The organism is Pseudomonas sp. LBUM1674, from assembly GCF_059695635.1.
The window spans coordinates 6,956,710-6,973,930 of sequence record NZ_CP166779.1; the positions used below are offsets into that span (position 1 = coordinate 6,956,710).

Below are 17,221 nucleotides of genomic sequence, written 5' to 3' on the forward strand. Positions count from 1 at the left end.
GCATTTATGGATGAAAATTGCACAAACCCAGCCGGAAGGTTTACCGCTCAAGATCAAGGCTTTGGCCGGCCATTGGCTCGCCGCGGCGGGTGACATGGCCTTTGCACACCACGAACTCTCTGTGGAAAACGCCGTCATACCCTTCAGTTTGAGCCCGCTGACGAGTTTTTCGCCGGCAGGTCCAGCCACTTTCAAGATGGAGCATTCCCAGTAATGAGCACCCCAGCAAACGTCGCACCCAAGTTCCCCGACAGCATCTTCCGCGCCTACGATATTCGCGGCACCGTCCCGGAATTCTTGAACGCTGAAACCGCTTATTGGCTTGGTCGCGCCATCGGCTCCCAGAGCCTGGCCCAGAACGAACCCAACGTTTCGGTTGGCCGCGACGGGCGCCTGTCCGGCCCGGAACTGGTAGAACAACTGATCAAAGGCCTGGCCGACAGCGGCTGCCACGTCAGCGACGTCGGCCTGGTGCCAACCCCTGCGCTGTACTACGCCGCCAACGTACTGGCCGGCAAATCCGGTGTCATGCTGACCGGCAGCCACAACCCGTCGAACTACAACGGCTTCAAGATCGTCATCGCTGGCGACACGCTGGCCAACGAACAGATCCAGGCCCTGCATGATCGCCTCAAGACCAACAACCTGAGCAGCGGCAAGGGCAGCATCACCCAGGTCGAGATCCTCGATCGCTACAACACTGAAATCGTCCAGGACATCAAACTCGCCAGGCGCCTGAAGGTGGTTGTCGACTGTGGTAACGGCGCGGCCGGCGTGATCGCCCCGCAGCTGATCGAAGCCCTGAACTGCGAAGTCATCCCGCTGTTCTGCGAGGTCGACGGCAACTTCCCGAACCACCACCCGGATCCAGGCAAGCCGGAAAATCTCGTCGACCTGATTGCCAAGGTCAAGGAAACCAACGCTGACCTGGGCCTGGCCTTCGACGGCGACGGCGACCGCGTCGGCGTGGTGACGAACACTGGCAGCATCGTTTACCCGGACCGTCTGCTGATGCTGTTCGCCCGCGACGTGGTGGCGCGCAACCCGGACGCGGAAATCATCTTCGATGTCAAATGCACCCGCCGCCTGACGCCGCTGATCAAGGAATACGGCGGTCGTCCACTCATGTGGAAGACCGGTCACTCGCTGATCAAAAAGAAAATGAAACAAACCGGCGCCCTGTTGGCCGGCGAAATGAGCGGGCACATCTTCTTCAAGGAACGCTGGTTCGGTTTCGACGACGGCATCTACAGCGCCGCGCGTCTGCTGGAGATCCTCAGCAAGGAAAAATTCACCGCGGAAGAGCTGTTTGCGACCTTCCCGAACGATATTTCTACGCCGGAAATCAATATCCATGTGACCGAAGAGAGCAAATTCAGCATCATTGATGCATTGCACGACGCGAAGTGGGGCGAAGGCGCTGACCTGACCACCATTGATGGCGTGCGAGTCGACTACGCCAAAGGCTGGGGCCTGGTTCGCGCCTCCAACACCACACCGGTGCTGGTGCTGCGCTTCGAGGCCGATGACGAGGCTGAATTGCAGCGCATCAAGGACGTATTCAAAGTCCAGTTGAAGCGTGTTGCACCTGATCTCCAACTACCGTTTTGATTTATTGAAGCGCCTTTTATCGAAGTGCCGGAGCCCTGAATGACCCTCGAACGCGAAGCCGCCGCCAACACCGCCAAGGTCCTGTCCGAAGCGCTGCCTTACATCCGCCGCTATGTCGGCAAGACGCTGGTGATCAAATACGGCGGCAACGCGATGGAAAGCGAGGAGCTGAAAACCGGCTTCGCCCGCGACATCGTGCTGATGAAAGCCGTGGGCATCAACCCGGTGGTGGTTCACGGCGGCGGCCCGCAAATCGGCGACCTGCTCAAGCGCTTGTCGATCGAGAGCCACTTCATCGATGGCATGCGCGTGACTGACGCGCAGACCATGGACGTGGTGGAAATGGTCCTCGGCGGCCAGGTGAACAAGGACATCGTCAACCTGATCAACCGTCATGGTGGCAGCGCCATTGGCCTGACCGGTAAAGACGCCGAGCTGATTCGCGCGAAAAAGCTCACCGTGACCCGCCAGACGCCGGAGATGACCCAGCCGGAAATCATCGACATCGGCCAGGTCGGTGAAGTAGTCGGCATCAACACCGACCTGCTGAACCTGCTGGTCAAAGGCGACTTCATCCCGGTGATCGCGCCAATCGGTGTCGGCGCCAACGGCGAGTCCTACAACATCAACGCTGACCTGGTGGCCGGTAAAGTCGCCGAAGCGCTGAAAGCCGAAAAGCTGATGCTGCTGACCAACATCGCCGGCCTGATGGACAAGTCGGGTACGGTCCTGACCGGCCTGACCACCCAACAGGTTGACGAACTGATCGCCGACGGCACCATCTACGGTGGCATGCTGCCGAAGATCCGTTGCGCGCTGGAAGCGGTGCAAGGCGGCGTGGGCAGTTCGCTGATCATTGATGGTCGGGTGCCGAATGCGATTCTGCTGGAGATCTTCACCGATACCGGTGTTGGTACCTTGATCAGTAACCGCAAGCGTCACTAAGCGATAGCGCATACGAAAAGACCCCGCTCAGCCAGGCTGAGCGGGGTCTTTTTTTGCTCTTGTGGGAGCGAGCTTGCTCGCGATGGCGGCTTAACAGTCAACGATGATGTTGAATGTAATGGCATCATCGCGAGCAAGCTCGCTCCCACAGGGGATTGTGGTCAGACGCCGAATTGGGCGCGGTAGGCTTCCACGGCAGGCAAATGTTGCTTGAGTTGCGGATCATCAGCCAGGAATTCGAGCACCTGATTCAGCGACACAATACTGATCACCGGAATACCGAAGTCGCGCTCCACCTCCTGGATCGCCGACAACTCACCGTTGCCACGCTCCTGACGGTTCAGGGCAATCAGCACACCGGCCGCCTTGGCACCGTCCTGGGAAGCGATGATCTGCATCACTTCGCGGATTGCAGTGCCTGCGGTGATCACGTCGTCGATGATCAGCACCTCGCCGGTCAACGGCGCGCCGACCAGACTGCCGCCTTCACCGTGGGCCTTGGCCTCCTTGCGGTTGAAGCACCATGGCAAATCACGCTCATGGTGTTCGGCCAGGGCCACTGCAGTGGTCGCTGCCAAGGGGATGCCTTTGTAGGCCGGACCGAACAGTACGTCGAAGGGAATGCCGCTCTCGACGATGGCTGCCGCATAGAACCGACCCAGCTGCGCCAGGGCCTTTCCTGAGTTGAACAGGCCGGCATTGAAGAAGTAAGGACTGGTGCGTCCGGACTTCAGGGTGAACTCGCCGAAGCGCAAAACGCCGCGATCGATGGCAAAACGAATGAAATCGCGCTGATACGCTTGCATGAAAAAACCCCAAATACCACGGATTTAGCTAATTAGGTTGACGCCGTGTATCATACACGCACGCGATTTTTGGGGCCATTTATGCGGATCATCAGTGTGAACGTCAATGGTATTCAGGCTGCAGTGGAGCGAGGGTTGCTCAGTTGGCTGCAAGCACAGAATGCCGACGTCATCTGCCTGCAGGACACCCGCGCCTCCGCCTTTGAACTGGACGATCCAGCCTTCCAACTGGATGGCTACTTCCTTTATGCCTGCGAAGCCGAAGTTCCCGCCCAGGGTGGCGTGGCTTTGTATTCGCGGTTGCAACCGAAGGCAGTCATCAGCGGTCTCGGCTTCGAGACGGCCGACCGCTACGGGCGCTACCTGCAAGCCGATTTCGACAAGGTCAGCATCGCGACCTTGCTGCTCCCTTCGGGGCAGAACGGCGATGAAGACTTGAACCAGAAGTTCAAGCTAATGGACGACTTCGCCCGTTATCTGGATAAACAGCGACGCAAACGTCGCGAGTACATTTATTGTGGCTCGCTATACGTGGCGCAACAGAAGCTGGATATCAAGAACTGGCGCGACAGCCAGCAATCCCCGGGATTCCTGGCACCTGAACGTGCCTGGATGGACGAGATTGTCGGCAACATGGGGTATGTCGATGCCCTGCGCGAAGTCAGCCGTGAAGGCGACCAGTACAGCTGGTGGCCGGACAACGAACAGGCGGAAATGCTCAACCTCGGTTGGCGTTTCGACTATCAGTTGCTGACCCCGGGCCTGCGCCGCTTTGTACGCAGCGCACGTTTGCCACGTCAGCCACGGTTCTCGCAGCACGCACCGCTGATCGTGGACTACGACTGGACGCTGACCATCTAGTTTTTCGCTGGCACAAAAGCCAACGCCAAGACTGTGTGAATCAGGCAATCTGCTGGCCGATTACAGAAAATGCCCGTATCGCGAGATACGGGCATTTTTCTTATGCGGCGGCGAAAAATGGCAGAGCAAGGTACAACTTGATCACAATGACATTAATGATATCGATGAAAAAAGCCCCCACCATGGGCACCACGAGGAACGCTATCTGCGAAGGTCCGTAGCGCTGTGTCACCGCTTGCATGTTAGCGATGGCAGTTGGCGTGGCACCCAGTCCAAAACCGCAGTGCCCTGCCGCCAGTACTGCCGCATCGTAGTTACTGCCCATAACTCTGAATGTCACGAAAATCGCAAACAGTGCCATGACCAACGTTTGTGCAGCCAGTATGAGAAAGAACGGCAACGCCAGCGCGGCCAGATCCCAAAGCTTGAGCGACATCAGCGCTATCGCCAGAAAAAGCGACAAGCTGACATTCCCCAACACAGAGACTTCACGTTCAAAAACCTGATACAGACCCAGTGCGGATAGTCCGTTTCGTAAAACCACTCCCACGAACAAGACGCACACGAACGTCGGCAACTCAAACGCGGTTCCGTGTAAAAAGCCATTCAAGAGGGTGCCTGCCAACAAGCTGACGGCGATCAGGGCAAGTGTCTCGATAAACGAAAATGGGGTGATCGAGCGCTCTTTGTTTGGCTGCTCAAAGCCCTTTGGCAACCGAGGCTTTTCTTGCTCGCAACCAGGTACCTGGACACGCGTGATGAGCAGGCGAGCGACCGGCCCACCAATCAAGCCACCTAGCACCAAGCCAAACGTCGCCGAGGCCATTGCCAGTTCAGAAGCGGAGGCCAGACCGTACTTCTCACTGAAGGTCGCTCCCCACGCAGCACCTGTACCGTGACCGCCCGCCAACGTGATTGAGCCTGTCAGCAGGCCCATCAGGGGATCGAGCCCCAACAGTGTTGCGAGCCCGATGCCCATGGCATTCTGGACCACCAAAAGCCCGGTGACCGCCAGTACAAAAATCCCCACTACCCGTCCGCCCTTCTTCAGGCTTGCGAAGTCTGCACTCAAGCCAATGGTGGCAAAAAAAGCCAACATCAAGGGAGTCTGTAGTGAAGTGTCAAATCGAACTTGAACGTCAATTGATCGCAAAGCCAAGAGCACCAGAGCAACCACAAGGCCGCCGGCAACAGGCTCAGGGATATTGTAGGTACGTAAAAAACCGACACGTGCAACTAGTCCGCGCCCTAGCAACAGCACTAAAGAGGCGGCCACTAGCGTTCCATAAAAATCGAGATGAATCATTGGGATATTCTTGCGGATATTCAGAGGCGAACTTTTTACCCGGACACGCCTTTTGAACAGGTTGATACGTCTCAACACTGATTGGTTTTAGATTCAGCGACCGTCAATGGCGTGAACAATATTGCAATATTCTTAAATAAATATTACTTGGTACAATTTTATCAAGCACCCGCTCTCACTGCTAACAATATAGACAGCAATGAACTTTGTAGTTGTGACTAAACATGTAAGAAATAATATGTATTAATTTACAAGAGGCAAATGGCGACGGTACACGACTAAAGAGTTCATCGAATACCAAAAAAACAAACACCCCGACAAGTCGAGGTATTTGTTTTGAAACCGTGGCGAACTCGACTTCCCGGACCTGACTAGTCTCGGCGCTTCGCGCACCCTCATTGCCCAATGTGGGAGCGGACTTGCTCCCGCAGAAGGATCAGTGCTGAGTATTAATTGATCAACCGCCAGGTGAACGGATACCGATAAGGCACCCCCTCATTGGCCTTCACGCCACCAATGATCGTCAGCACCACTGCACCGATCGCCACCAGACCGATCAGGAAGAACCCGACGACCACCACCATGAGCAAGATGGAAATGGCGGAAGCGATCGCAACCGTGATCTGAAAGTTCAGCGCCTCCTTGCCCTGCGCATCCACAAACGGGTCCATCTCGCGCTTCATCTGCCAGAGAATCAACGGACCGATGAGCGTGCCGAACGGAAGCCAGATCCCCAGCAAGGCGGACAGGTGACAAAACATCGCCCATTGCCGAACCTCTTTGCTCGGCGTGGGAAGCAGCTGTTGCTCGTCACTCATAACGTCCTCCTTGCCTGGATCGGGTTCGATCAGTCGGCCAGTGCAGCCTTCTGCAGCTCGAAGATTTCGCTCATGCCTTTCTTCGCCAGTTCCAGCATGGCGTTCAACTCTTCAGGCTGGAACGGCGCGCCTTCGGCGGTGCCCTGGACTTCGATGAAACCGCCGGTGCTGGTCATGACCACGTTCAGGTCGGTCTCGGCAGCCGAGTCTTCCAGGTAGTCGAGGTCGAGCACAGGCTCGCCCTGATACATGCCGACCGAAACGGCAGCGATCATTTGCTTGAGCGGGTCGCCGCCTTTCAGGCCACCGCGTTTCTTGATCACTTTCAAGGCATCGACCAGGGCAACCATGGCACCGGTGATGGATGCAGTGCGGGTGCCGCCGTCAGCCTGGATCACGTCGCAGTCGACGTACAGGGTGACGTCGCCCAGCTTGGACATGTCCAGCGAAGCGCGCAGGGAACGACCGATCAGACGCTGGATCTCCAGGGTGCGACCGCCTTGCTTGCCACGGCTCGCTTCACGCTGGTTACGCTCGCCGGTGGCGCGCGGCAGCATGCCGTACTCGGCGGTCAACCAGCCCTGGCCCTGACCCTTGAGGAACCGCGGCACGCCGTTTTCGACGCTGACGGTGCAGATGACCTTGGTATCACCGAACTCGACCAGTACAGATCCCTCGGCGTGTTTGGTGTAGTTGCGGGTAATGCGGATCGAGCGGAGCTGATCGGCAGCGCGACCACTTGGACGTTTCATAGGGAATACCTGTACGGGGACGGAAAACTGCCGAGCATTATAGAGCCGTGGGCCCCGCCTGGGCACTTCTAAAAAATCCAGCCGACGACTGAAGGCCCGCAATAGAGCATAGCCGACGGCCTGCAGCTCTTTGTCACACGGTGTGTTTGGGCCCATCCGCCCCACTGCGCTACAATCCTGCGCCTTTGCTGCCTCTGGGCTTAAATTCATATTGATCGGGTCCGCGAAACCTTTGGTAACGCAGGAACCTGAATTGCGAGGTACCTCCATGGTGCACAGCATGACCGCCTTCGCCCGCGTCGAGAAAGCCGGTGCCCAAGGCACCCTGAGCTGGGAACTGCGCTCGGTCAACAGCCGCTACCTGGAGCCGCACTTGCGTCTGCCGGAATCGTTTCGCGACCTCGAAGGCGCGGTTCGCGAAGCGCTACGCCAGGGAATCTCCCGCGGCAAGCTCGAGTGCACCCTGCGTTTCACCGAAGAAAACACCGACAAACCATTGCAAGTGGACCGCGAGCGCGCCGCGCAATTGGTCGCGGCTGCCGAGACCATCGCCGGCCTGATCAAGAATCCGGCCGCCCTGAATCCGCTGGAAGTCCTGGCCTGGCCTGGCGTGCTGGTGGGTGATGCCACCGATCCGCAAGCCTTGAGTGCCGAAGCACTGACGCTGTTCAACGAAGGATTGAAAGAGCTCAAGGCCGGCCGCGAGCGCGAAGGCGCGGAGCTGGCGCGATTGATCAACGATCGCCTGACATCCATCGAAGAAGACGTGGTGACCCTGCGTGAACTGGTCCCGCAGATGCTCGCCACCCAACGCCAGAAAGTCCTCGACCGCTTTGCCGACATGAAAGCCGAAATGGACCCTCAGCGCCTGGAACAGGAAATGGTCATGCTCGCTCAGAAGAGCGACGTCGCCGAAGAACTGGACCGCCTGAGCACTCACATCATCGAAGTTCGCCGGGTGCTCAAGTCCGGCGGCGCTGCCGGTCGGCGCCTGGACTTCCTGATGCAGGAGCTCAACCGCGAAGCCAATACATTGGGCTCCAAAGCCTTCGACCCGCGCAGCACCCAGGCGGCGGTCAACCTCAAGGTGTTGATCGAGCAGATGCGCGAACAAGTGCAGAATATAGAGTAAGGCATACCCGACATGACCCACAGCACCGGCACCCTGTACATCATTTCCGCCCCCTCGGGCGCGGGCAAGAGCAGCCTGGTCAAGGCCCTGACCGACGCTAATCAGGAGATCCGCGTCTCCGTTTCCCACACCACCCGCGCCATGCGCCCCGGTGAAGTGAACGGCGTGAACTATCACTTCGTCGAACGCGGCGAGTTCGTGAAGATGATCGAGCACGGGGATTTCCTCGAGCGTGCCGAAGTGTTCGGCAACCTCTACGGCACTTCGCAAAGCCACCTGCAGCAGACCCTGGACGAAGGCCACGACCTGATTCTGGAAATCGACTGGCAGGGTGCTGAGCAAGTGCGCAAGTTGATGCCCCAGGCCCGTTCGGTCTTCATTCTGCCGCCATCCCTGCAGGCCTTGCACCAGCGCCTGACCAATCGCGGCCAGGACAGCGACGAGATCATTGATGGCCGGATGCGTGAAGCCGTCAGCGAAATGAGCCACTACGTCGACTACGACTACCTGATCATCAACGACGATTTTGCCCATGCACTGCGCGATTTGCAGGCGATTTTCCGTGCCAATCAGCTGCATCAGAAGCGTCAGCAACAGCGTCACGGTAAATTATTGGCTGAATTGCTTGGCTGAACAGCTCTTCCCAAAACCGTTACAAGAGCTTTACATTGGTACTTATAGCGCGTTGAAGAGCTGGGCAAAAAATCAGCGCTTCCCTAAACGCTGGTGATTTTTTAAACTGTCGAGTCCGCTCGCCCAACCGGGCAGCGCGCATATTGCATTCGCTCCGAGGAATACCATGGCCCGCGTAACTGTTGAAGACTGCCTAAACCACGTGGAAAACCGTTTTGAGCTGGTCATGCTGTCCACCAAACGTGCCCGTCAACTGGCCACCGGCGGCAAAGAGCCACTGGTTCAGTGGGAGAACGACAAGCCTACCGTGGTAGCGCTGCGTGAAATCGCTGAAGGCCTGATGAGCTACGAGTTCATCGCCAATGCTGAAATCGTCGAAGACGAACCGCTGTTCGCAGCGTTCGAGGACGAGTCCAACGAGGCCGTCTAAGCCATGCCTGGTCGACGTAGCACGGCGCGGGGTCACAACGAACGGCAGGAATTATCATGCCGAGCATAGACGCCCTCGCCGCTCGCTTATCGACCTACCTCGGCAAGGACCAGGTCAACCTGGTCCGCCGAGCGTACTTCTACGCCGAACAAGCCCACGACGGCCAGCGCCGCCGTAGCGGTGAGGCGTACGTCACGCATCCTCTTGCGGTGGCGAATATTCTTGCCGACATGCACATGGACCATCAGAGCCTGATGGCGGCCATGCTGCATGACGTGATCGAAGACACCGGGATTGCCAAGGAAGCGCTGCAGGCGCAGTTCGGCGAAACCGTGGCCGAACTTGTCGACGGGGTCAGCAAACTGACCCAGATGAACTTCGAGACCAAAGCCGAAGCCCAGGCGGAAAACTTCCAGAAGATGGCCATGGCCATGGCACGCGACATTCGCGTGATCCTGGTCAAGCTGGCCGACCGCCTGCACAACATGCGCACCCTGGAAGTGCTGTCCGGCGAAAAGCGCCGGCGGATCGCCAAGGAAACCCTGGAAATCTATGCACCCATCGCCAACCGGCTGGGCATGCACGCCATCCGCATAGAATTCGAGGACCTCGGCTTCAAGGCCATGCACCCGATGCGTTCCGCGCGGATCTACCAGGCGGTCAAGCGTGCCCGGGGCAACCGCAAGGAAATCGTCAACAAGATCGAAGAATCCCTCAGCCACTGCCTGGCCATCGACGAAATCCAGGGCGAAGTCAGCGGTCGCCAGAAACACCTCTACGGCATCTACAAGAAAATGCGCGGCAAGCGACGGGCCTTCAACGAGATCATGGACGTCTATGCGTTCCGGATCATCGTCGACAAGGTCGATACCTGCTACCGCGTGCTGGGTGCCGTGCATAACTTATACAAACCACTGCCGGGACGCTTCAAGGATTACATCGCGATCCCCAAGGCCAACGGTTACCAGTCGCTGCACACCACGCTGTTCGGCATGCACGGTGTACCGATCGAAATCCAGATCCGCACCCGTGAAATGGAAGAGATGGCCAACAACGGCATCGCCGCCCATTGGCTGTACAAATCCAGCGGCGACGAGCAGCCCAAAGGCACTCACGCACGCGCACGCCAGTGGGTCAAAGGCGTGCTGGAGATGCAGCAACGCGCCGGCAACTCGCTGGAATTCATCGAGAGCGTGAAGATCGACCTGTTTCCGGACGAGGTCTACGTGTTCACGCCCAAGGGCCGGATCATGGAGTTGCCCAAAGGCTCCACGGCGGTCGACTTCGCTTACGCGGTTCACACTGACGTGGGCAACAGCTGCATTGCCTGTCGGATCAATCGTCGTCTCGCACCGCTGTCCGAACCGCTGCAAAGCGGCTCCACGGTCGAGATCGTCAGCGCGCCCGGCGCCCGGCCGAACCCGGCGTGGCTGAACTTCGTGGTGACCGGCAAGGCGCGGACCCACATCCGCCATGCGCTGAAACTGCAACGTCGCTCCGAGTCCATCAGCCTTGGCGAACGCCTGCTGAACAAGGTCCTCAACGGTTTCGACAGCTCCCTGGACAAAGTCCCGGCCGAGCGCGTCAAGGCGATGCTGACCGAGTACCGCCTGGAATTGATCGAAGACCTGCTCGAAGACATCGGCCTGGGTAATCGCATGGCCTATGTCGTTGCCCGTCGCCTGCTCGGTGAAGGCGAACAGCTGCCCAGCCCGGAAGGTCCACTGGCGATTCGCGGCACCGAAGGCCTGGTGCTCAGCTACGCCAAGTGTTGCACGCCGATCCCTGGCGACCCGATTGTCGGTCACCTGTCCGCGGGCAAAGGCATGGTCGTGCACCTGGACAACTGCCGCAACATCAGTGAAATCCGTCACAACCCGGAAAAATGCATCCAGCTCTCGTGGGCCAAGGATGTCACCGGCGAATTCAATGTCGAACTGCGCGTCGAGCTGGAACACCAGCGCGGTTTGATCGCCTTGCTGGCCAGCAGCGTCAACGCGGCCGACGGCAATATCGAAAAAATCAGCATGGACGAACGCGATGGTCGCATCAGCGTGGTCCAACTGGTGGTCAGCGTGCACGATCGCGTGCACCTGGCCCGCGTGATCAAGAAACTGCGTGCCCTGACCGGGGTGATCCGCATCACCCGCATGCGCGCGTAGCCCATCCATTACAAGGAGTCATTCATGACCAAGACTGTTATCACCAGTGACAAGGCCCCGGCCGCCATCGGCACTTATTCCCAGGCGATCAAGGCTGGCAACACCGTTTACATGTCGGGCCAGATTCCTCTGGACCCGAAAACCATGGAACTGGTCGAAGGCTTCGAAGCCCAGACCGTCCAGGTGTTCGAGAACCTGAAGGCCGTGGCCGAAGCCGCCGGTGGTTCGTTCAAGGACATCGTCAAACTGAACATCTTCCTCACCGACCTGAGCCACTTCGCCAAGGTCAACGAGATCATGGGCAAGTACTTCGACCAGCCTTACCCTGCCCGCGCCGCCATCGGTGTCGCCGCGCTGCCGAAGGGTTCGCAGGTTGAAATGGATGCCATCCTGGTCATCGAGTAAATGCATACGGCGCAGCCCTCGACGGGCTGCGCTGCTGATGCTGCAAAAGAAAGCGTCCAGAAAGGATTCCACCATGCGCCAAGCGCTTGCTCTCTCGCTGCTCGCCCTGTTCTTGGGCGGATGTGCCAGCAACCCTGCCGACCGTGACATCAGCGGCACCTGGATCAACCAGGTGGCGATCGATGCTGCATCCAGAGGCGGCCCCCTGCGTGAAGCGCTCCAGGCCTATGGCCCGAACCTGGAGTGGGACGTCAACACCAAAGCCAGTCAGGCCCGCTACACCAACGGTTTTGAAAACGTCGACGGCAAGCTGCTGGGCGAAAAGTCCGGCGCCTGGACAATCGATTTTTATGGCAGCGCCGGTAGCGAGCTGAAGCGCGATGGCAAGCAATTGAGCCAGGCCGCCAGCGAGAATGAGCCGGAACAGGTCTTCGACCGCGCCCAGGTTCAAGTGCCGGACGGCGCACCGCTTGGCGCCAGTTTCGAGCGCGCGCTGTATTCCTCTTATATGGGTGGCAGCTGGAAAGTCATCAATGGGCCTGGTGAAGGCAACACCGTACAGTTCCAGGCCGACGGCCAGGTTGCCGGTTTGCCAGGGGCGGATCGCTATGCCCTGTGCCTGGCCGGTGATTGCGCTTCGATGAGCGGCGGTAACGACAACATGTGGCTGCAACTGAACGGCCAGGGCAACACCTGGATCTTTGCGCGCAAAGGCAAAGAACTGGAAATTCTCCAGGCTGTGAACACGGCGCAGGCGGACGAAATGCCTCAGTTCACGCCGGGTGAGCGCAAGTGGTTGCTCGAGAAGCAGTGACCCGGTCTCACAGCCTACGCAAGACAATGTAGGAGCCGGCTTGCTGGCGATAGCGGTGTATCAGTCAACAGGGATGTTGAATGTTACGGCCCCTTCGCCGGCAAGCCGGCTCCTACAGGTGTTATGGGTGCCTGGAAGTCAGCAGCGGCCTTCGAGAATCGCGGCATAACCTTCACGATAGCTTGGATACTTCGGCACCCAGCCCAACGCCTTCACCCGGGCATTGCTGCACTGTTTGCTGCCCGTACGACGCACACTCGCATCCTCAGCCCACTCAGTCACGCCCAGATACTCACGCAACCAGTCCACCACTTGCGCCAGTGGTGCAGGTGCGTCGTCCACGCCGATATAAACGTCAGCCAGCACCACGCCACTTCGATCCGCCTCCAGCAGAAACGCCAACAGCCCTGCCGCGTCGTCGACGTGAATCCGGTTGCCGTACAACGGCGGATCGATCGCCACGCGATACCCTCGACGAACCTGGGTCAGCAGCCACTCACGGCCCGGACCGTAGATGCCGGTCAAGCGCACGATGCTGGCGGGGATACCGCTCTGGAGCGCCACTTGCTCTGCTTCCAGCATCAAACGACCTGAGTAGCCTGCAGCAATGGTCGGCGAAGTCTCATCCACCCACTCCCCCGCCTGCTGACCGTAAACACTGCTGCTGGACACAAACAGCACCCGCTTGGGCTGCTGGCCATGCTGCTTCAACCAGCTCAGCACGTGCTGCAAACCCTCGACATAGGCGGCGCGATAGCCCGCTTCGTCATGGTCGGTGGCGGCAGCGCTGTACACCAGATAATCCAGCGGACCCGTGGGCCAGTCAGCCGGACACTGTTCGCGGAACAAGTCACCGGCGACACCGATGACTCCGGCCGGCAGCCGCGAAACACTGCGACGCAGACCATAAACCTGCCATCGTTCGGCCAGCAATTGCGTGGCCAGACGACTGCCGACATCACCGCAGCCGGCGATCAAAACAGAAGGCGCGGACATCAAAAAACTCCTATCGCAAAGCCACAGACTAGCGCCGGCAAGGGACGAGCGGCTAGTAATGCAGGAAAAAAAGATACTCTATTACTTCTGTTAACAAGAATTACTTGCAATAATGCCCGCCACTTTTGTTCTCGGCCTCACGAGGCCTGGAAGAGCATCTACCGTTTTTCTTTCTCAGGTCCGGCCAGCATGACACGCAATCTATTCCCCGCTTCGCCAACCAAACGACCTCGCGCCTGGAGCGCAGTGGCCGCCCTGCTGCTCAGCCTGATGCTGGCGCCAACCGCCGCTTTCGCTGACGCACAAGCGCCAGCCACCCCGGCCGCTACGGCTGCGGTACCTGCCGATCAAGCGCCAGCTGCCGCGCCTGCCGTGACGCCAGCCGCGACTGACCCGGCCCAGGCTGTAGACACCACCGCCGACGACGTTCCTGAAGTCCTCGAAGCCGACAACACCCTGGGCATGGCCCATGACCTGTCACCATGGGGCATGTACCAGAACGCCGACATCATCGTGAAAATCGTGATGATCGGCCTGGCCATCGCTTCGATCATCACCTGGACCATCTGGATCGCCAAGGGCTTCGAGCTGATGAACGCCAAGCGTCGTCTGCGCAATGAGATCGTCCACCTGAAAAAAGCCACCACGCTTAAAGAAGCCAGCGCGTCAGCCACCAAGGCTGGCACCCTCGCCAACTTGCTGGTCCACGACGCACTGGAAGAGATGCACCTGTCGACCAACAGCCGCGAGAGAGAAGGCATCAAGGAACGCGTCGCCTTCCGCCTCGAGCGCTTGGTTGCAGCCTGCGGTCGCAACATGAGCAGCGGCACTGGCGTGCTCGCCACCATCGGTTCCACCGCGCCGTTCGTCGGCCTGTTCGGTACCGTGTGGGGCATCATGAACAGCTTCATCGGCATCGCCAAAACCCAGACCACCAACCTTGCGGTCGTGGCGCCCGGCATTGCCGAAGCGTTGCTGGCGACTGCTCTGGGTCTGGTTGCCGCGATTCCTGCGGTGGTGATCTACAACGTGTTCGCCCGCTCCATCGCCGGTTACAAGGCGCAGGTATCCGACGCATCGGCAGAAGTCCTGCTGCTGGTCAGCCGCGACCTCGACCACCAGCCTGAGCGCAGCTCGCAACCGCACATGGTGAAAGTGGGGTAATCGGCCATGGGCCTGCATTTGAAAGAAGGCGCAGACGACGATCTGGCCGAGAACCACGAAATCAACGTCACGCCGTTCATCGACGTGATGCTGGTGCTGTTGATCATCTTCATGGTGGCCGCGCCGCTGGCCACCGTGGACATCAAGGTCGACTTGCCCGCTTCCACCGCCAAACCGGCGCCACGGCCAGAAAAACCGGTGTTCCTCAGCGTGAAAGCTGACCAACGCCTGTTCCTCGGTGAAGAAGAAGTGAAAGCCGAAGCGCTCGGCGCCACGCTGGACGCCAGGACAAAGGGCAAGAAAGACACGACGATCTTCTTCCAGGCCGATAAAGGCGTGGACTACGGCGACCTGATGAGCGTGATGGACAACCTGCGCTCCGCCGGCTACCTGAAGGTCGGCCTGGTCGGACTCGAGACGGCAGTCAAGAAATGATCACGACGCGCCATAAGCTGACGCGTTACGGCGGGAGCCTGGCCGTGGTGCTGGGCGTCCATGCGCTGGCCATTGCGCTGGCATTGAACTGGACGTCACGCCCACCGATCGAGCTGCCGCCGCAGGCGATGATGGTCGAGCTGGCGCCGGTTCCGGCCCCGCCACCGCCGGCACCGCCCAAGGTGATAACGCCGCCACAGCCACCCGCCCCGGTGGAAGAACTGCCGATCCCGAAACTGGCTGAAGCGCCCAAGGCCGAGATTGCCGTGCCGAAGCCGGTCAAACCCAAGCCCAAGCCTCAACCGCCCAAGCCTGTGGAGAAAAAACCGGAGCCACCCAAGGAGAAACCTTCCGAGGAAAAACCGGCCGACACCCAGCCGACCCAGGCACCGACGGAGAAATCCGCACAACCGGCACCGGGACCCTCGGCGGCGCAGCAAGCGGCCAAGGCCAGCTGGCAGGGTACGCTGCTCGCCCACCTGGCCAAGTACAAAAAGTACCCGGCCAGTGCCCAGGCGCGGGGCAAGGAAGGCTTGAACCGTCTGCGCTTTGTCGTGGATGCCGAAGGTAACGTGTTGTCGTTCGAACTGGTGGGTCGTTCCGGCAACGCCGATCTGGACCGGGCCACCCTGGAAATGATCAAGCGCGCCCAGCCGCTGCCCAAGCCACCGGCCGACATGTTGACAAACGGCGCCATCGAAATCGTTGCACCCTTTGTTTACTCGCTGGAAAAACGCCGGCGCTAAAACATCGCCGACCCAATGTGGGAGCGAGCCTGCTCGCGAAGAGGTCATCACATTCAACATCTTCGTTGATTGTTACCCCGCATTCGCGAGCAGGCTCGCTCCCACAGGGTTGTGTAACAACCGTGAATGGCACCGAAAGGTGCCTTTTTGCATGCTGCCAGCGGCAAACCCGCATTGCCCAGTGTCACCCAACACACTCAGTCTGATAACGTGCGTCTATCGATTGCAGCCGGTATGCTTGGCCCGCAACTTCATGGACGCTTGCTATGACCCTCACAGAATTACGCTACATCGTTACCCTCGCCCAAGAGCAGCACTTCGGCCACGCGGCCGAGCGTTGCCATGTCAGCCAGCCGACGCTGTCGGTGGGCGTGAAAAAGCTCGAGGATGAACTCGGTGTGCTGATTTTCGAGCGCAGCAAAAGCGCCGTGCGCCTGACCCCGGTCGGCGAAGGCATCGTGGCCCAGGCGCAGAAAGTCCTGGAACAGGCGCAAGGCATCCGCGAACTGGCCCAGGCCGGCAAGAACCAGCTGACCGCGCCGCTGAAAGTCGGCGCCATCTACACGGTCGGCCCGTACCTGTTTCCGCACCTGATTCCGCAACTGCACCGGGTCGCTCCGCAGATGCCGTTGTACATCGAAGAAAACTTCACCCACGTGCTGCGCGACAAACTGCGCAACGGCGAGCTCGACGCGATCATCATCGCCCTGCCGTTCAATGAAGCCGACGTGCTGACCTTGCAGCTCTACGACGAGCCGTTCTACGTCCTGATGCCGGCCCAGCACCCGTGGACGCAAAAGCAATCCATCGACGCCGCCCTGCTCAACGACAAAAGCCTGCTGCTGCTCGGCGAAGGCCACTGCTTCCGCGACCAGGTGCTGGAAGCCTGCCCGACCCTGGCCAAAGGCAACGACGGCGCCAAGCACACCACGGTGGAATCCAGCTCGCTGGAAACCATCCGCCACATGGTCGCGTCCGGCCTGGGCATCTCGATCCTGCCACTCTCGGCGGTGGACAGCCATCACTACGCCCCCGGCGTGATCGAAGTGCGCCCATTGTCGCCCCCGGTGCCATTCCGCACCGTGGCCATCGCCTGGCGCGCGAGCTTCCCGCGGCCCAAAGCCATCGAGATCCTCGCTGACTCCATTCGCCTGTGCTCGGTGGCCAAGCCGCCCGCGCCGGTGGTTGCCGGATAAGCCGCAGCC

18 protein-coding genes and 1 pseudogene are annotated in these 17,221 nt (G+C 59.5%); 14 read left to right on the top strand and 5 right to left on the bottom strand.

The annotated features are described in order from the left end of the window. Positions 1–10 precede the first annotated feature (10 nt). From ACA067_RS31990 to argB, 3 genes and pseudogenes are all read left to right on the top strand, one after another. Positions 11–214 carry a hypothetical protein gene (locus ACA067_RS31990; protein ID WP_497460010.1) on the top strand — a complete coding sequence of 68 codons (204 nt, stop codon included), beginning with the start codon at positions 11–13 and terminating at the stop codon, positions 212–214. Then, positions 208–1,611, top strand: a pseudogene (locus ACA067_RS31995) (phosphomannomutase/phosphoglucomutase); the annotation flags it as partial. The gene ACA067_RS31990 and the pseudogene ACA067_RS31995, both read left to right, overlap by 7 nt. A gap of 39 nt (positions 1,612–1,650) precedes the next feature. After that, on the top strand, positions 1,651–2,556 hold the full coding sequence (argB, locus tag ACA067_RS32000; protein WP_010465204.1) for an acetylglutamate kinase: 906 nt from the start codon (positions 1,651–1,653) through the stop codon (positions 2,554–2,556). A gap of 161 nt (positions 2,557–2,717) precedes the next feature. Here argB and pyrE read toward each other — a convergent pair whose 3' ends face one another. Beyond that, a complete protein-coding gene (gene pyrE, locus ACA067_RS32005; RefSeq protein ID WP_497460011.1) occupies positions 2,718–3,362 on the bottom strand; it encodes an orotate phosphoribosyltransferase in 645 nt (214 codons plus the stop codon). Between the two features lie 81 nt (positions 3,363–3,443). On the opposite strand from pyrE, the gene crc reads away from it, so the two are divergent. Next, complete coding sequence (crc, locus tag ACA067_RS32010; protein ID WP_007934608.1) at positions 3,444–4,223, top strand: catabolite repression control protein Crc; 780 nt, start codon at positions 3,444–3,446, stop codon at positions 4,221–4,223. Between the two features lie 100 nt (positions 4,224–4,323). Here the strand turns inward: crc and gltS are convergent, their stop codons facing one another. The 3 genes from gltS to rph all read right to left on the bottom strand — a co-directional run bounded on the left by gltS (position 4,324) and on the right by rph (position 7,099). Next, positions 4,324–5,529, bottom strand: coding sequence for a sodium/glutamate symporter (gene gltS / locus ACA067_RS32015; RefSeq protein WP_497460012.1), 1,206 nt, complete (start codon positions 5,527–5,529; stop codon positions 4,324–4,326). 449 nt (positions 5,530–5,978) lie between these two features. Continuing rightward, positions 5,979–6,347, bottom strand: coding sequence for a DUF4870 domain-containing protein (locus ACA067_RS32020; protein WP_497460013.1), 369 nt, complete (start codon positions 6,345–6,347; stop codon positions 5,979–5,981). 29 nt (positions 6,348–6,376) lie between these two features. Beyond that, positions 6,377–7,099, bottom strand: a complete 723-nt coding sequence (gene rph / locus ACA067_RS32025; RefSeq protein WP_046045041.1) for a ribonuclease PH — start codon at positions 7,097–7,099, stop codon at positions 6,377–6,379. A gap of 268 nt (positions 7,100–7,367) precedes the next feature. Between rph and ACA067_RS32030 the strand changes: the two genes are divergently transcribed. The 6 genes from ACA067_RS32030 (at position 7,368) to ACA067_RS32055 (ending at position 12,675) form a co-directional block, all read left to right on the top strand. Beyond that, on the top strand, positions 7,368–8,231 hold the full coding sequence (locus ACA067_RS32030; protein WP_497462880.1) for a YicC/YloC family endoribonuclease: 864 nt from the start codon (positions 7,368–7,370) through the stop codon (positions 8,229–8,231). Positions 8,232–8,243: 12 nt separating this feature from the next. Beyond that, positions 8,244–8,864 (top strand): guanylate kinase, encoded by a 621-nt coding sequence (gmk, locus tag ACA067_RS32035; protein ID WP_497460014.1) that lies wholly within the window; start codon positions 8,244–8,246, stop codon positions 8,862–8,864. Between the two features lie 166 nt (positions 8,865–9,030). Continuing rightward, a complete protein-coding gene (rpoZ, locus tag ACA067_RS32040) occupies positions 9,031–9,294 on the top strand; it encodes a DNA-directed RNA polymerase subunit omega (RefSeq protein ID WP_007894670.1) in 264 nt (87 codons plus the stop codon). Between the two features lie 56 nt (positions 9,295–9,350). Then, positions 9,351–11,456, top strand: coding sequence for a bifunctional GTP diphosphokinase/guanosine-3',5'-bis pyrophosphate 3'-pyrophosphohydrolase (gene spoT / locus ACA067_RS32045; RefSeq protein WP_497460015.1), 2,106 nt, complete (start codon positions 9,351–9,353; stop codon positions 11,454–11,456). A gap of 24 nt (positions 11,457–11,480) precedes the next feature. Beyond that, a complete protein-coding gene (locus ACA067_RS32050; protein WP_003229509.1) occupies positions 11,481–11,861 on the top strand; it encodes a RidA family protein in 381 nt (126 codons plus the stop codon). 73 nt (positions 11,862–11,934) lie between these two features. Beyond that, on the top strand, positions 11,935–12,675 hold the full coding sequence (locus ACA067_RS32055) for a hypothetical protein (protein ID WP_497460016.1): 741 nt from the start codon (positions 11,935–11,937) through the stop codon (positions 12,673–12,675). 138 nt (positions 12,676–12,813) lie between these two features. Here the strand turns inward: ACA067_RS32055 and ACA067_RS32060 are convergent, their stop codons facing one another. After that, entirely contained in the window at positions 12,814–13,671 is an 858-nt protein-coding gene (locus ACA067_RS32060) for an SDR family oxidoreductase (protein ID WP_497460017.1), read from the bottom strand. Between the two features lie 189 nt (positions 13,672–13,860). Here ACA067_RS32060 and exbB point away from each other — a divergent pair, with 189 nt between their 5' ends. The 4 genes from exbB (at position 13,861) to ACA067_RS32080 (ending at position 17,212) form a co-directional block, all read left to right on the top strand. Next, the gene (gene exbB / locus ACA067_RS32065; RefSeq protein WP_497460018.1) at positions 13,861–14,835 is read left to right on the top strand and encodes a tonB-system energizer ExbB; all 975 of its coding nucleotides are present in this window, start codon (positions 13,861–13,863) and stop codon (positions 14,833–14,835) included. A gap of 6 nt (positions 14,836–14,841) precedes the next feature. Next, positions 14,842–15,270, top strand: coding sequence for a TonB system transport protein ExbD (exbD, locus tag ACA067_RS32070; protein WP_150711357.1), 429 nt, complete (start codon positions 14,842–14,844; stop codon positions 15,268–15,270). Beyond that, positions 15,267–16,016: an energy transducer TonB family protein gene (locus tag ACA067_RS32075; RefSeq protein ID WP_497460019.1), complete on the top strand. Its 750-nt coding sequence runs from the start codon at positions 15,267–15,269 to the stop codon at positions 16,014–16,016. Before exbD ends, ACA067_RS32075 begins: the two co-directional genes overlap by 4 nt. Before the next feature lie 266 nt (positions 16,017–16,282). After that, the gene (locus tag ACA067_RS32080) at positions 16,283–17,212 is read left to right on the top strand and encodes a hydrogen peroxide-inducible genes activator (protein WP_064680448.1); all 930 of its coding nucleotides are present in this window, start codon (positions 16,283–16,285) and stop codon (positions 17,210–17,212) included. Positions 17,213–17,221 lie beyond the last annotated feature (9 nt).

Excerpts from the sequence above, each read along its gene's own strand:
- ACA067_RS31990 (WP_497460010.1), top strand. The coding sequence starts at position 11 with ATGAAAATTGCACAAACCCAGCCGGAAGGTTTACCGCTCAAGATCAAG.
- argB (WP_010465204.1), top strand. The coding sequence starts at position 1,651 with ATGACCCTCGAACGCGAAGCCGCCGCCAACACCGCCAAGGTCCTGTCC.
- pyrE (WP_497460011.1), bottom strand. The coding sequence starts at position 3,362 with ATGCAAGCGTATCAGCGCGATTTCATTCGTTTTGCCATCGATCGCGGC.
- crc (WP_007934608.1), top strand. The coding sequence starts at position 3,444 with ATGCGGATCATCAGTGTGAACGTCAATGGTATTCAGGCTGCAGTGGAG.
- gltS (WP_497460012.1), bottom strand. The coding sequence starts at position 5,529 with ATGATTCATCTCGATTTTTATGGAACGCTAGTGGCCGCCTCTTTAGTG.
- ACA067_RS32020 (WP_497460013.1), bottom strand. The coding sequence starts at position 6,347 with ATGAGTGACGAGCAACAGCTGCTTCCCACGCCGAGCAAAGAGGTTCGG.
- rph (WP_046045041.1), bottom strand. The coding sequence starts at position 7,099 with ATGAAACGTCCAAGTGGTCGCGCTGCCGATCAGCTCCGCTCGATCCGC.
- ACA067_RS32030 (WP_497462880.1), top strand. The coding sequence starts at position 7,368 with ATGGTGCACAGCATGACCGCCTTCGCCCGCGTCGAGAAAGCCGGTGCC.
- gmk (WP_497460014.1), top strand. The coding sequence starts at position 8,244 with ATGACCCACAGCACCGGCACCCTGTACATCATTTCCGCCCCCTCGGGC.
- rpoZ (WP_007894670.1), top strand. The coding sequence starts at position 9,031 with ATGGCCCGCGTAACTGTTGAAGACTGCCTAAACCACGTGGAAAACCGT.
- spoT (WP_497460015.1), top strand. The coding sequence starts at position 9,351 with ATGCCGAGCATAGACGCCCTCGCCGCTCGCTTATCGACCTACCTCGGC.
- ACA067_RS32050 (WP_003229509.1), top strand. The coding sequence starts at position 11,481 with ATGACCAAGACTGTTATCACCAGTGACAAGGCCCCGGCCGCCATCGGC.
- ACA067_RS32055 (WP_497460016.1), top strand. The coding sequence starts at position 11,935 with ATGCGCCAAGCGCTTGCTCTCTCGCTGCTCGCCCTGTTCTTGGGCGGA.
- ACA067_RS32060 (WP_497460017.1), bottom strand. The coding sequence starts at position 13,671 with ATGTCCGCGCCTTCTGTTTTGATCGCCGGCTGCGGTGATGTCGGCAGT.
- exbB (WP_497460018.1), top strand. The coding sequence starts at position 13,861 with ATGACACGCAATCTATTCCCCGCTTCGCCAACCAAACGACCTCGCGCC.
- exbD (WP_150711357.1), top strand. The coding sequence starts at position 14,842 with ATGGGCCTGCATTTGAAAGAAGGCGCAGACGACGATCTGGCCGAGAAC.
- ACA067_RS32075 (WP_497460019.1), top strand. The coding sequence starts at position 15,267 with ATGATCACGACGCGCCATAAGCTGACGCGTTACGGCGGGAGCCTGGCC.
- ACA067_RS32080 (WP_064680448.1), top strand. The coding sequence starts at position 16,283 with ATGACCCTCACAGAATTACGCTACATCGTTACCCTCGCCCAAGAGCAG.